A 14147-nucleotide genomic window follows, 5' to 3' on the forward strand; every position below is an offset into this window, starting at 1 on the left:
CTATCGCTTAATCATCGCCCAGGACCCGGACCCCTTGGACGCAGACATTAACTTCATTGGCGGTGATCCCAAGCATTGATTCTAAGTTGTACTTAACCTTGTTTTGGACGCTCTTGGACACTTCGGAAATCTTCGTGCCAAAACCGACGATAATGTTAACCTCGACTTCGATCCCATTATCATCTTGCTTGATCACAACACCCTTACTGTAATTATCCCGTTGTAAAATTGAGTTGACCCCATCGCGCAACGGATTGCGACTGGCCATTCCAACGACACCATAATTATCAGTGGCGGCCCCGCCAACGACCGTTGAAATCACGTCGTTTGCAATGTCAATCGTGCCAGCCTTTGTCTTAATCTTTACTGCCATGAAAATGGCCTCCTTTTCGCTCAAAGTCACCATCATCTTATCATAGATAACGCGCTGAAAAAAGTTTCGCTCCCCGGCGGGGGGTAAAAAAATAAGCCGCCCGCTGCGGACGGCCTATTTCTTAGTGAACGCGGGTAACCTTACCCGACTTCAGCGTACGGGCTGAAACGTAAACCTTCTTTGGCTTACCATTAACTAAAATGGTTGCTTTTTGCAAGTTTGGCTTCCAGCTACGACGACTTGAGTTCAGGGCGTGCGAACGCTTGTTACCGAAGCGTGTCCGTTTACCGGTGATATAATCCTTAGCCATCTGGGGACCCTCCTCTCCTCATCAATTTTCTCAGTAGCGCCTAAGCGCTGTAACTCACCTAAATAATTTACCATAGCAACCGGGACTTTTCAATAGTTTTCTTTCAAGTAATTTACCTTGACAGGAGCAAAAGCCTACCGGCGGGCCGTCGCTGGGCTGTCCTTGCTTTGAATCACCGCAACAATCCCGCTTTTAAACGAAAAGTGATTCACGGGTCCGGCAAATTCATTGCTGGACCACGAGATCGGAATCGGGGCATCATAGTCCGTCAACCGGTACTTTTCATCCGGCAAGGTCAAGCCGGTCACCGGGGTTAAATTCACAAAGGCTAAATACTTCATCCCCGGCAATTGATGCAAGGTATGAAAGCCGGGCCGAAAATAACGGACTTCATTTTGTCGGTCGATGATTACCAATTTTTCTAAACAGGGCTGAAACTCCGCCATGAGGGGAAAGTACAAATTCGCCAATAATTGGTCCAAGCGCCCACCCGTGGCCCCAAACAGATTGATTTGATCCGCCTTTAATTCCTCCAACGCTGCTTTGACCCCAATTTGGGTATCGGTATAATCCTTTTCCGGCGGGTAAAAACGGACTGTCGGCACCTGGGCCTGGAGGGCCGCTAGCTTCGCTGGCTGGGTCGAATCAAAGTCGCCTAGGGCCATTAGGGGCACAATCCCCCGCTCTAATAAGTACGTCGCCCCATAATCAACCCCGACCCACGGCTCCGCTTGCCGCGCTAGGACAAGTGCTTCTGGAATTTCTTGGGCGGGGCCCCCCACCATTACGTTGACGATTCGCATCCTGCTTCCCCCGCTTCTATGGTCAGTCAGTGACAAAAAGCGCCGGCCCATTGCCGACGCAAAAAATTTACTTGGTGGCTGCCTTGATTGCGTTGATCCGTTCCGCTGGATCAGCGGCCCCGTAAACGTAAGAGCCCGCTACGGCCACCGTGGCCCCAGCTTCGTAGCAAGGAACCACCGTTTCGGCGTTGACCCCACCATCAATTTCGATGTCAAAGTCGTAACCGTTAGCTTGCTTCAATTCGTTTAATTCGGTAATCTTGGCCACCGTTTCCGGCAGGAACTTTTGGCCCCCAAAGCCTGGGTTCACCGTCATGACCAAGACTTGGTCCACCATGTGCAAGACCGGCTTAATGGCTTCAACTGGCGTGCCGGGGTTGATTACCACTTCCGCCTTAACCCCACCATTTTTGATAATTTGCAAGGCCCGGTGAATGTGTTGGGTCGCTTCAACTTGAACCCCAATAATGTCCGCCCCGGCTTCAATGAAGTCTGGCAAAATGTGTTCCGGATTTTGAACCATCAAGTGGACGTCCAAAACCATCTTGGAAATCGGCCGAATTGCCTTCACAAAGCCCGGCCCATACGAAATGCTTGGTACAAAGGTCCCATCCATCACATCAATGTGAAGGAACTCGGCCCCGGCTTGTTCAACCTTTTCAATGTCCTTTTGCAAGTTAACGTAATCCGCACTCAAAATCGAAGGTGCAACCTTAATCATAAGAAACTCTCCTCACTCTTAGTAAATTGGCTTTTGGTTGACAATCAAGTCATGGAATTGACAATAATCATCATACCGCGACGGCATTATTTTACCATTTTCAAGCGCATTTTTCACGGCACAACCCGGTTCTTTTAAGTGTAAACAGCCCCGGAATTTGCATTCCGGCGCCAAGGCTTGAAATTCATAAAACAACTGGGGTAAATCATTAACCGTCATTGGAAAATCTTCATAGGACGAAAAACCTGGGGTATCGGCAACCAGCGCCCCGTTAACCTCTAGCAGGCTGACCGTCCGGGTTGTATGCCGGCCCCGCTTGAGGGCCTTAGAAATTTCGCCGGTTTTAAGGTTTAATTCCGGCGCTAAGTGGTTTAACAGCGTCGATTTCCCCGCCCCGGTCTGGCCCATCATCGTGACCACTTTCCCGGCCAAGCGACTGGTCAGTTGATCCAGGGTCGCTTGCGCAAAGGGGGCTTCATCCAACCAGACTTCATAGCCGATTGCCCGGTAGCCCGCCGCTACTTTGGCTAAGTGCGCGTATTCCGCCGGGGACAATAAATCCGTTTTGGAAAAATACAGCAGCGCATCCACCTTCTGCCAAGCCAAGGCCACTAACTGGCGATCCAATAAATTCGGCGAGAAATCCGGTTCCTTAGCAGCGGTTACCACCACGGCCGTATCAACGTTGGCCACCAGGGGCCGGACAAGGGCGTTTTCGCGGGGCAAAATTTTTAGCAGGTAACCCTCTTCGCTGAATTCCACGTGGTCCCCCACCAATGGCTTTTGCCCCTTTTTGCGGAAATTGCCCCGCGCCCGGGTCCGATAAACCTGGCCATCGGCTAAAATGTCATAAAAGCCACTTAATGATTGTTGAATAATTCCGGTTTTCAAAAATTACCTCCTTTAGGTCGTCGTTAACCCGTGATATTGGTTGCACTCATAATCGTCCGGCCATTGCGAATCACCTTGTAAGCCCCCATTTGGTTGTCCCGGAGGGTAAAGGGCACGTAAATGACCGTTTCTTGGTTAATGGTAATGTCTTCGTATTCCATCGTTAAGTTGTGATAAGCATCGCTGATGTAGACCTGGACCCGATTCTCTTTGCGCCCGTTGTTACTGTCAAACGGAATACTGATCTGAATGTTGGTCGTCTTCAGCTGATCCCCTGACGTCGCTACGGTCACCGTAAGCGTGTCACCTTGGGCCAGCGTTGAACCGGCCTTTGGCGTTTGGGCCAAGACCCGGTTGGTGGCCACGGTGGTCGACTTCTTCTTCGTTTCCGTCAACTGCAACCCATGCTCGTTGGCAAAGGCTTGGACGTCTTTAATATCCTTATTCTTAAAGTTAGGAATTTTAATTTGTTTCCGCCCAGCACTAACCGTTAAGGTAACCACCTGCTTGGTCGGTTGGATCGTTTTGCCCGCCGTTACATTCTGCTTGATAATTTGTCCCTCGGCAACCTCATCAGAATATTTCTTTTGAATCTTCACGGTAAAGCCAAGGTTTTCAAGCTGTTGTTGGGCTTGATCCACATCGGTCCCCACTAAATCTTTCATTTTCCAGTGGGCCACCCCGTCGCTGACCACCAAGTTGACTGCCCGCCCATAGCGGACCTTAGCGGCACTAGCTGGCTTAATCACCTTTCCTTTGGCAACCGTCGCACTGTTTTCCCGGGTAATAGTCCCGATCTTCAAATGATGGTGGGCCAGCACCCGGCTGGCCTGCACAGGCGTCTTTCCCGCTACCGATGGCACGGCAATCGGGCGATTAAAGTACCATAAGCCCCCGAGCGCCATTACAATTACCACGGCCAACGCGACTAACAAGCCCCGCAGCCAGTTGCTATGTGCTTTGGTCGGCAATGGAGCCAGTTGCTTGGTGTCTTCTTCAGAGTCGTCTTGGGCAAGTTGTTGTTGGGCTTGGTGATCGGCCGCTTTTAGTTCCGCTAGATCTAATACCCGGGTCTGGTCATCACAGGCGTCATGTTCTTGAAAGCGGGGCTCGGCCTCCCGACCCGGATTCAGCGCCGTCTTTAAATCGGCCGCCATCGCCGCCGCCGATTCATACCGTTGTTGCGGTGACTTGGCCGTTGCCTTATACACCACATTCGCCAATGGTTGCGGAATCGCCGGGTTGATATCACGGACAGATGGCATTTCATCCCGAAAGTGTTTCAAAGCAATTGAAACCGCCGTTTCGCCTTCAAATGGGACATGACCGGTCAGTAATTCAAATAAAATAATCCCGAGGGAGTAAATGTCCGACCGCTCGGTAGCAATGCTGCCCCGTGCTTGCTCGGGCGACAAATAGTGCACGGACCCCACCAAAGTATTGGTTTGGGTCAACGAATTGGCCGTTGACGCCATGGCAATCCCAAAGTCCGTAATTTTAATGTTCTTATCTTCATCAATCAGGATGTTTTGGGGCTTAAGATCGCGGTGAATAATCCCATGGCGGTGCGCCGTCTCAACTGCCGCCAGTACCTGTTCCATAATATCCACCACTTGGGGGAGCGGAATGGGATAATTCTGCTTGATAAAGGCTTTCAGATCGGTTCCTTCGACGTATTGCATGACCATATATTGCATGCCATGGTCCGTTCCCACATCATAAACGCCGACGATATGCGGATCATTGAGTTGGGTCGCCGCCATCGCTTCGCGTTCAAACCGGCGCTGGGTCTTCGGATCATCCCGCAAATCCATCCGCAACAGTTTCACTGAAACTTTCCGTTCTAAGACTTGGTCATAAGCAAGGTATACATTTGCCATCCCACCCTCACCGAGTGGACGAAGGATCCGGTACCGGTTGTTCAGCTTGTATCCGGATTTCATACTATTCCCTTTCTTGGTCGAACTCGCCAACTAGTACCGTGATATTATCCAGGCCCCCAGCATTATTGGCCAAGGCTACCAAGCGCTCACATTTCGCCGTGACCGTTAACGTCGAATCTAATAAAACCGCTGTTAACGCATCATGTTCAACCATCTTGGAGAGCCCATCGGAGCACAATAAAAGCTGGTCCCCCGCTTGCAAGACAAAAGCATTCACCTCGACTTCGGCATCGGGTGAAACCCCGATGGCCCGCGTAATGATGTTCTTTTGCGGCGAGCGACGGGCCTGTTGCTCAGTCATATCACCATTTTTTACCAGTTCATTGACTAGGGAGTGGTCAACGGTCACTTGGTTTAATTGCCGGTCGTGCAAAATATAGCCCCGGCTGTCACCAATGTTGGCCACGACAATGACCCCCTTAGGCAAGGTCACTGCCGCCACCAAAGTCGTTCCCATCCCCCGGTAGTTCAACTTTTCGTTTGCTTTTTTTAATAAGAGTTGGTTTGCCAGCGTCACTTGGTCTTGCAACCATTTTTTAGCATGCTTGACACTTTTGGGTGCGCTTTGGCAAAAGTTCTGACCAAGCAAGCGAACCGTCGTTGCGGCCGCGATGTCACCACCGCGATTGCCACCGATCCCATCGGCAATTACCGCTAATTGACGCTTACCATTTTCAAAGAGCGCCACCCGGTCTTGATTTTGCGACCGTTGACGGCCGATGTCAGATAAGTAATCAATTTTCATTGGTCCATTAGTAAATCCCTTCTACTCGACTCGTTTCAAAGTGGCAATAAAGAATCCATCCGAGCCGTAGTCACTTGGTAGAATCGTCAGCGTTTTCGCTGGTCGGTCAGCTTTTAGGGCACGTGCGGTTTGCGTTTGTTCTAAGGCAAAATTGGGGTGCGCTGCCAAAAAGGCGGCCACCGTTTGATCATTCTCTTCTTTCAGAATGGTGCACGTACTATAAGTTATTATACCGCCCTTTTTAATTTTTGGGGCAACTGCCGCCAAAATTGCCAATTGAATTTCATGCAACCGTTGACTGTCGCGGAAAGTTTTTTGGTAACGAATTTCCGGTTTTCGCCGCAGGAGGCCCAGCCCGCTGCATGGAGCATCAACCACTGCCGCATCTAAACTGCCGTCAGCCAAGAAAGCCAACTGCCGGGCATCGCCTTGCCGCGCTGAAACGCGCGTCGCCAAACCCAAGCGCGCCATGTTCTTTTGAATCAACTTCACCTTGTGGTCATGAATATCCAGCGCTACCACCTGACTAGCGGGCTTGGTTAGGGCCGCAGCGACTTGTCCCGTCTTGCCGCCCGGCGCACTGCAAGCGTCCAGGACCAAGGTGGCTTGACTTAAATCGCAAACCTGAGCCAGACTTTCCACTGTCAACATGGCACTTTCGTCTTGCACTGTCACAATCCCTTGGGCAAACGCTTGGCTGGCCAATAAATCCCCACTCTGGACAATCAGCCCATCGGCCGCCACGTGACTTGGCTGCGTCTGGACCCCTTCGGCCGCCAGTTGAGCCTGGGCTTGCGCCAGACTTGCCTTGGCGCGGTTCACCCGGATGCTCAAGCGCGCGGGTTCATTAATTGCCTGGCCAATTGCCGCCACCGTTGCCAAATCATATTCGGCGGCCAGCTGTTTGACCAACCACGCTGGCAAACTGCTAGTCAAACTGATGCGCTGGATCGGATCGGAAACGGCCGCAAAGTCAGGCCAGCCGGCTTTTAAGGCCGCGTGCAAGACCCCGGTCACAAATTTGCGGATCCCGGCATTTCCCCGCCACTTAGCGATTTCAATTGCTTCATTGGTCGCCGCAAAAGCGGGGACCCGTTCTAAATAATGGTACTGATAGAGCGTTATTAATAACAGCTGCTTGACCCACGGATCCAGTTTCCGGCGGGTGAATTGGTGCAGCCAATACTCCAAGGTTATTTGATGTTGTAAGGTTCCGTAGACGAGCGTGGTCAATAAATGCTTATCGGCAACCGTTAATTGGTGTCGTTTTAACACCTGGTTTAGTTCCAAATTCGAGTACGCGCCCTGCCGGTTAATCCGTTCTAACACCGTCACGGCTAAATTGCGGGGCGAATTTTTAATCGTTGTCATCAGTAATTGCTTGCACTCCTGCCTTTAAATTTTGGTGACCATTTAAGTATGCCGTGATATCCATGGCGGGCTTGCCGGCGGGCTTCAGCCGATCAATCCGGTAGGTCGTCCCTTGACCACCCGCCAAAATCAGGGCATGCTTTTCCACCCGGACAACCGTCCCGGGTGCTTGGGTCGTGGTTTCCACCAGAGGAGTCGTGGCCAGCAGCTTCGTCACTACCCCATCAATCACCATGTTGGCCAGGGGCCGCGGCCGTAACGCCCGCACTTTGGCATCAATCAACCGGGCCGGCAACCGGTAGTCAATCCGTTCCTGTTCGGTCGTAATGTTGGGCGAAAAGACGACTTGACTTTCATCTTGGGGCTGGGCTTCAATCTCACCAGCCAATAACTTGGGCAGCGTGGCCATGAGCAGATCCCGCCCCAAGTAACTCAATTTTTCAAACATCGTGCCCGCATCATCGGTGGCTTCAATTGGCAGGGCTCGCTTGGCCAACACCGCGCCGGCATCCATTTGCTTGACCATGTACATAATCGAGACTCCCGTCTCTGCGTCCCCATTCATAATGGCGTATTGAATGGGCGCTCCGCCCCGGTACTTCGGCAATAAGGACCCATGAACGTTGATTGCTGCCACGCGGGCGGCAGCTAGCAAGCGGGTTGGCAAAAATTGGCCGTAAGCAGCGGTAATCATTAAATCCGGTGCCATCGCCACCAGCTCGTCCAATTCCGCGCTTTGGCTGAGCTTGGCTGGTTGGAAGACCTTAATTCCGGCCGCTTGGGCCACTTGTTTGACTGGGGACGCCGTCAATTGGTGTTTGCGCCCCACCCGGCGATCGGGTTGGGTCAACACGGCTTGTACGTCGTAAGCCGGGTCCGCCAGCAAGGCTTCTAAAATCGGTACCGCAAACTGCGGGGTTCCCATAAAGACAACAGATGTCATTGTCATCATCCTTTCATTGGTTCGATCGGTTTCACGTGAAACGGTTACATAAAATATTGGGGATCCGGATCAATTACAAAGTGAAGCTGCCGGTCGCGCTGGATCTCATGTTGCAGCTCCGTCAACAATTGGTGCAGGGCCGGATCATGCCGGTACTTGATCACAATCTGATAGTAATACTGATTTTTAATGCGCGCAATCGCCCGGGGCGTCGGGCCCAAGACCACGGTCTCAGGCGCCAAATGCCCCTGCAAACGCCGGGCCAGCTGATGAATCACTTTGGCCGCCGCTTTTTCTTCGGGATGGGCCACCATCAAGCGCACCGTGTAAAAATACGGCGGGTACTGCGCTTGTTTTCGCAATTGCATTTCCGCACCAAAGAAGGCCTCATAATTGCCCGCCTGAGCCAGTTGGATCACGTAATTATCGGGATTGTAAGTTTGAATAAAGACTTGTCCCGCTTTATCCGCCCGCCCGGCTCGGCCACTAACTTGAGCGAGCAGGTCAAAAGTCCGCTCACCGGCCCGAAAATCGGGTAAATCCAGGCCCGTGTCAGCATTCAACACCCCCACCAAGGTGACATTGGGGAAATCCAGCCCCTTAGCAATCATTTGCGTTCCCAACAAAATATCTGCTTGGTGCTGGCCAAAGGCTTGTAAAAGTTTGGCATGCTGGCCTTTGCGCCGGGTTGTGTCCACATCCATCCGAATTACCCGGGCGGCTGGCAAACGGTGTTTTAGCTCCGCTTCCACTTTTTCCGTTCCCGTCCCATAATAGCGAATTTGGCGACTGGCACAATGGGGACACCGTTGCGGAATGGGGGCCTCAAAACCACAGTAGTGACACTTCATATTCTGCGTGGCCAAGTGTAAGGTCAAGGAGATATCACAGTTCGGGCACTTCAGCACATAGCCACAATCCCGACACATCATAAACGAGGAGAAGCCACGCCGGTTTAACAACAGGATACTCTGCTCGCCCTTGGCCAAACGCGCTTGCACGGCCGCTAACAAGGCCCGGGAAAAGTTGCTTTCGCCCCCTTGGCGCGGTTCTTGGCGCATATCAACGACCGTTACCGGTGGCAGGGGTTGCTGATTAACCCGGTGGGTGAGGGTCAGCAAGTGATAATTGCCGGTTTTGGCCCGGGCATAGCTCTCTAAGCTGGGGGTAGCTGATCCTAGCACCACGGCGGCGTGGTGGTATTGCGCGCGCCATTTGGCTACTTCGCGCGCATGATAGCGCGGCGCGTCCTCTTGTTTATAAGAATTTTCGTGTTCTTCATCAATCACAATCAGACCCAGCTTCGGCAAGGGGGCAAAAATGGCGGACCGGGTCCCCACCACTACTTGCACCTCCTGCCTTTGAATCCGCCGCCATTCGTCATACCGCTCGCCGTTTGAAAGCCCGGAGTGCAAAATGGCCACTTGCTGCCCAAACCGGCCGCGAACCCGTTGCACCATCTGCGGCGTCAGGGCAATTTCTGGCACCAACATTAACGCGGTCTGGCCGTTAGCCAACGCCGCCGCCATCGCCCGCAAGTACACTTCCGTCTTGCCACTCCCGGTCACCCCTTTTAAGAGGAAGGTAGGGGCCGTGGGCGCTTGAATGCCCGCTTGGATCGCCGTGACAGCTGCCGTTTGTTCTGCGTTCAAGGTCACGGGCCGGTCCGCGCCTTTCGTTTGCCTCATCGGGGTCCGCAGCTGCTCTACCAGGCTCTTTTTCAACCAGCCCCGTTGTTCCCCTAACCGAAACGTGGCCAAACTCAAGCCAGTTTGCTGTCGCGCAGCTTTTAGCGGTACTTTTTGTTCACCCAAGCCTTGCAAGTAGACCAACAAGCGTTGCTGAGCCTTGGCATTTTTGGGTACCGTGGCCAACAACTCCTCATAGGCCTCAAAATCCAACGTCGCTTGCAAAGCGGTCACCTGCTTGGCACGGGCTTGATCCTCAACGGCATACTCGATTTGGACCTTGCCGGCCCGCTTCAATTTCACCAGTTCATGCATCGCCGCCGGATCAGTCTGCACCTGGGCCAAATCCAGGGTCGCCGCTTCGCCAAACAAGCTCTGCTGTAACTGCGGATCAAATTCATCAATCACCCGGACCAACCGCTTGGTCTTGGCCTTCAAAAGGTTAGGCAGCATGGTATACAGGCAGCTGATCCAAAAGGCATAGGTATGATCGGCCAGCCACTTGCTCAGCGCTAACATTTCTGGATTCAAAACCGGCGTCAAGTCCATCAGGGCCGTGAGCTCCTTAAGCGCTCCTTGGTAGGCGCTCTCTGTTTGTCCCGTGGCCACGACAAAGCCCTGGACTTCCCGGTGCCCCCGCCCAAAGGGGACAATTACTCGCATCCCCGCTTCAACTTGATTAGTTAACCGTTCGGGCACCAAGTAAGTATAGGGCCGGTTGGTCTGCATCGTTGGCACATCGACAATTACTTGCACCGTTTGCAAATTGCCACCCCCTTAACTCACTTCGCCAAGCGCGCCGCTAATAGTGCTACCAGCCGGTGGCCGACTTCTTGTTTCGTTAACAGGGGCCAAGCTTGCGGCGCTTGGTCTGGGGTCAAAATCGTAACTTGATCGGTTGCGACACCAAACCCACTCCCCGCTTGGCTGACATCATTGGCAACAATATAGTCAGCGTGTTTCTTCGCCAATTTTTCTTTGGCATGGGCCAATAGGTCATTAGTTTCGGCGGCAAAGCCCATTATTACCTGGGTCGTTTTTTTGGCCCCCAGCGTTGCTAAAATGTCGGGATTTTTCACCAATTGGACCGTGAATTCTTCCTGGCCAGCTTGTTTTTTAATCTTTTGGTCGCTAACCGTCGCCGGGCGAAAGTCCGCCACGGCCGCCGCCATCACGACCGCATCGACCGTCGGAAACGCGGCCTGCGCCGCCGCCAACATTTCGGCCGTGGTGGTAACTCGTTGCACCGTCAAACGGGGGTGGATGGGCAGGGCTACTTGAACCGAACCAGCAATTAAGGTGACCTTAGCCCCCGCCGCCAAAGCCGCCTTGACAATTGCTACCCCCATTTTGCCAGACGAACGGTTCCCAATGTAGCGAACCGGATCCAGCGGTTCCCTCGTCCCACCAGCGGTCACTAGGAGGTGCCGGTTGGCTAACCGCGTTGACGCCGTCAAAAAGGTGGTGACCGCGGTCACAATCTCCGCTGGCTCCACCATCCGGCCCTTTCCGGCATATCCTTCGGCCAACATCCCCGTCGTGGGGGTCAAAATCTGTTTTCCATCCGCGGCTAATTGGGCTAAATTGCGCTGCGTCGCTGGATTCTCCCACATGTGGGTATTCATCGCCGGGGCAACCATGATTGGGGCACTGGTCGCCAATAACGCGGCCGAAACCGCATCATCCGCGATCCCCTGGGCCATTTTGGCCAATAGATCCGCACTGGCCGGGACGACTAAAGCTAAGTCGGTCCAATCAGCCCACTCAATGTGGGGCACCGGACCTTGGTCCCCTTGCCACAAGTCCACTAAGACCGGAGTATGGGTCAGGGCGTAGAAGGTCGTTGGACTGACAAATTTGGCGCCCGCCGCCGTTAGTCCGACCCGAACTTGATGACCAGCTTTTTGTAACTGGCGGACCACACTGACCGCTTTAAACGCGGCGACACTGCCGCTGACATACACCGCAATTTTTGCCATTGCTGTTCCACACCTTTCTCATTACGCAAAAAGCGCCAACGAACCCGTAGCTTGCCAACGACCATTTTTGAACCCAAGAACGGCCGCCCCAAAATCACCAGCTGTCAGCTTCGTCAGCGCCTTGATATTTAGTTATTACCGTCAAACGGGTTAGTCTTCATCCGGCGTACTTGGATTTTCATCAATTGAAACCAACCCCGCTTCAATTTCTTCCAAGGCCATCCCGACGGACTTCGTTGAATTGTAACGGTTCAATAATAATGGCTTGTCCTGTTCCAAATCAACCGGTTTATCCGAGTTTTGGGCCCGATCTTTATCCGTGCGGTACTTATCAATTTCATGAGCCCGCTTGCTGGCCAACATAATCAATGAGTAACGGGAATCAACTTGCTTCAACAATTCATCGACTGAAGGGTACAGAATCATTTGTTTGAATCTCCTAACATTTCTAAGTAGTCTGGCATGACACGAGTTACCCGCAAACGTTCGCTGCGGATAATTTCTTTGATCTTTTCAACCGCGTTTGGCACTTCGTCGTTAACCACCGCGTAGTCATAGTTTTGCATCATTTCAATTTCTGAAAAGGCTTTGTGGATCCGCTTGTTAATGACTTCCATGCTGTCCGTGCCCCGGTGAATCAAGCGTTGCTTTAATTCCATCAAATCCGGCGGCGTCAAGAAGATAAAGACCCCGTCCGGTCGCTTTGAACGAACTTGCATGGCCCCGTTGACTTCGATTTCCAAGAAGACATCCTTGCCGGCATCCAAAGTCTCATCAATGTATTTTAACGGGGTGCCGTAATAGTTGTCAACGTACTTGGCATACTCCAACATCTGCCCGGTTTGAATGTTGTTTTCAAATTCTTCCTTTGAAACAAAAAAGTAATCAACCCCATCTTTTTCGCCCGGGCGTGGTTGCCGAGTCGTCATTGAAATTGAGTACTGAAAATCATTACCTGGTTGGTCAAAAATTGCCTTCCGCACCGTTCCTTTCCCTACCCCCGAAGGACCGGAAAGGACAATCAACATTCCGCGCTTTGTCATGAATCACAAACTCCTAACCATATATGAACGTATTACTTTTTATTTTGCAATACTCTGGGCTTGAATTCAAGTCCTTTATCAAGAAAGTCCCTGCCCGGCAACGAACCAAATTTTGAATCTCTGCTTGCAATTTTAAACAACCGTTCGTATAATTGAATTGCAAACGATAGTTCGGAGGTTGTAGAAAATGCAAAAACTTAATCCCTCTTTTATCAATCACGGAACAGCTAAATTACTTACCCACCTTAAGCCCCTCTTTGAAGAACCCTTCTTCGAACAACAGCCCCCCGTCACCCTCCTGCCGGTCGAACCCCTTTTCCAACGCCAACTCTTTTTAAAAATGGCAATTGACCAGCAACGCGAAGTCTTTGTCCAGTTAATGCCCGCCACGGCAGCTGGCTATCCGATTAATGTCCGTGGGACCATCAAGGCTTTCGATGAGCAACGTTATCTGTTAACCCATCAAAACCAGACCTACTTTTTTACTATTCAACAACTTCGCTACATTGCCGGCTAAGCCCTTGTTCTGCCCTTCCTAAGCTCGTATAATTTTTAATATCAACTTTTTTGGGAAAGGGATCGAACTATGTTTGGAACACTCGTGAACGTGGCCGCCATTTTAAGCGGCACCACCCTTGGTTGCTTATTAAAGCACGGTTTAAGCCAACGCTATGAACAAGCGCTCTTTGACGCGATGGGCCTCACCGCCCTGGGGATCGGGGTGCAATACATTGCCACCAATTTACCGCACAGTCACTATCCGGTTTTATTCATTGTCAGCCTGGCCCTAGGCGCCGTCAGCGGCACGGCCCTTCAAATCGACGAACGCTTTAACCGGGTGGTCGCGCACTTTGGCGCCGCCCGGGTTGGGCGGGGGATTGCGACTGGCTTATTGCTCTACTGCATTGGCGCGCTCTCCATCGTTGGCCCCGTGATGGCTGCGATTAAAAGTGACCAAACGATGCTGTTAACCAATGCCAGCCTGGATTTTGTCACTTCCATCGTCTTTGGGGCCAGCTTTGGGTGGGGAATGCTCGTCTGTGCGCCGGTCCTCTTTTTATGGCAAGGCGGGATTTTCTTAATTGCCCGTTACCTGTCGGCCAGCTTCTTTTCGGGCGCCTTAGTCACGGAATTAGCTGCGGTGGGGGGCTTTTTGATCCTCGCCTCCGGTTTGAGCATTTTAAAAATCAAAGCGATTAAAACCTTAAATCTGCTTCCCGCCCTCTTGATCCCGATCCTCTTTTTTATCGGGCAAATGCTGTTAAAATAAGCACCAAAAACGGTTCTACAATATTTGGTACTGATGGGAGTAAAATCCTGTTAGTACCATTTTTATT

At 52.0% G+C, this 14147-nt stretch carries 15 protein-coding genes; 2 read left to right on the forward strand and 13 right to left on the reverse strand.

All coding sequences use genetic code 11. The annotated features are described in order from the left end of the window. Window positions 1-7: 7 nt before the first annotated feature. From FC43_RS03675 to gmk, 13 genes are all read right to left on the reverse strand, one after another. Window positions 8-373, reverse strand: coding sequence for an Asp23/Gls24 family envelope stress response protein (locus FC43_RS03675; protein ID WP_019205816.1), 366 nt, complete (start codon window positions 371-373; stop codon window positions 8-10). A 121-nt stretch (window positions 374-494) separates the two neighbouring features. Next, the gene (gene rpmB / locus FC43_RS03680; protein ID WP_019205817.1) at window positions 495-683 is read right to left on the reverse strand and encodes a 50S ribosomal protein L28; all 189 of its coding nucleotides are present in this window, start codon (window positions 681-683) and stop codon (window positions 495-497) included. A 134-nt stretch (window positions 684-817) separates the two neighbouring features. After that, window positions 818-1486, reverse strand: coding sequence for a thiamine diphosphokinase (locus FC43_RS03685; RefSeq protein ID WP_056954232.1), 669 nt, complete (start codon window positions 1484-1486; stop codon window positions 818-820). A gap of 67 nt (window positions 1487-1553) precedes the next feature. After that, complete coding sequence (gene rpe, locus FC43_RS03690; protein WP_056954234.1) at window positions 1554-2207, reverse strand: ribulose-phosphate 3-epimerase; 654 nt, start codon at window positions 2205-2207, stop codon at window positions 1554-1556. A gap of 18 nt (window positions 2208-2225) precedes the next feature. Then, window positions 2226-3098: a ribosome small subunit-dependent GTPase A gene (rsgA, locus tag FC43_RS03695; protein ID WP_019205820.1), complete on the reverse strand. Its 873-nt coding sequence runs from the start codon at window positions 3096-3098 to the stop codon at window positions 2226-2228. 23 nt (window positions 3099-3121) lie between these two features. Beyond that, window positions 3122-5041 carry a Stk1 family PASTA domain-containing Ser/Thr kinase gene (gene pknB / locus FC43_RS03700; protein ID WP_056954236.1) on the reverse strand — a complete coding sequence of 640 codons (1920 nt, stop codon included), beginning with the start codon at window positions 5039-5041 and terminating at the stop codon, window positions 3122-3124. Window position 5042: 1 nt separating this feature from the next. Then, window positions 5043-5786, reverse strand: a complete 744-nt coding sequence (locus FC43_RS03705) for a Stp1/IreP family PP2C-type Ser/Thr phosphatase (RefSeq protein WP_056954238.1) — start codon at window positions 5784-5786, stop codon at window positions 5043-5045. Window positions 5787-5807: 21 nt separating this feature from the next. Further along, window positions 5808-7157, reverse strand: a complete 1350-nt coding sequence (rsmB, locus tag FC43_RS03710; protein ID WP_056954240.1) for a 16S rRNA (cytosine(967)-C(5))-methyltransferase RsmB — start codon at window positions 7155-7157, stop codon at window positions 5808-5810. Further along, on the reverse strand, window positions 7144-8100 hold the full coding sequence (fmt, locus tag FC43_RS03715) for a methionyl-tRNA formyltransferase (RefSeq protein ID WP_191979094.1): 957 nt from the start codon (window positions 8098-8100) through the stop codon (window positions 7144-7146). Before fmt ends, rsmB begins: the two co-directional genes overlap by 14 nt. Before the next feature lie 44 nt (window positions 8101-8144). Further along, window positions 8145-10553 (reverse strand): primosomal protein N', encoded by a 2409-nt coding sequence (priA, locus tag FC43_RS03720; protein ID WP_268872344.1) that lies wholly within the window; start codon window positions 10551-10553, stop codon window positions 8145-8147. Window positions 10554-10570: 17 nt separating this feature from the next. Further along, window positions 10571-11767 (reverse strand): bifunctional phosphopantothenoylcysteine decarboxylase/phosphopantothenate--cysteine ligase CoaBC, encoded by a 1197-nt coding sequence (coaBC, locus tag FC43_RS03725; RefSeq protein ID WP_056954244.1) that lies wholly within the window; start codon window positions 11765-11767, stop codon window positions 10571-10573. 150 nt (window positions 11768-11917) lie between these two features. Beyond that, a complete protein-coding gene (gene rpoZ / locus FC43_RS03730) occupies window positions 11918-12193 on the reverse strand; it encodes a DNA-directed RNA polymerase subunit omega (RefSeq protein ID WP_056954246.1) in 276 nt (91 codons plus the stop codon). Beyond that, on the reverse strand, window positions 12190-12810 hold the full coding sequence (gmk, locus tag FC43_RS03735; protein ID WP_040469719.1) for a guanylate kinase: 621 nt from the start codon (window positions 12808-12810) through the stop codon (window positions 12190-12192). The genes rpoZ and gmk overlap by 4 nt, the downstream gene beginning before the upstream one ends. Window positions 12811-12997: 187 nt before the next feature. Here gmk and FC43_RS03740 point away from each other — a divergent pair, with 187 nt between their 5' ends. Next, on the forward strand, window positions 12998-13327 hold the full coding sequence (locus tag FC43_RS03740) for a hypothetical protein (protein ID WP_019205829.1): 330 nt from the start codon (window positions 12998-13000) through the stop codon (window positions 13325-13327). 69 nt (window positions 13328-13396) lie between these two features. Then, window positions 13397-14080: a DUF554 domain-containing protein gene (locus FC43_RS03745; protein ID WP_056954248.1), complete on the forward strand. Its 684-nt coding sequence runs from the start codon at window positions 13397-13399 to the stop codon at window positions 14078-14080. Window positions 14081-14147: the final 67 nt, after the last annotated feature.

Source organism: Limosilactobacillus ingluviei DSM 15946 (genome assembly GCF_001435775.1).
GTDB lineage: Bacteria > Bacillota > Bacilli > Lactobacillales > Lactobacillaceae > Limosilactobacillus > Limosilactobacillus ingluviei.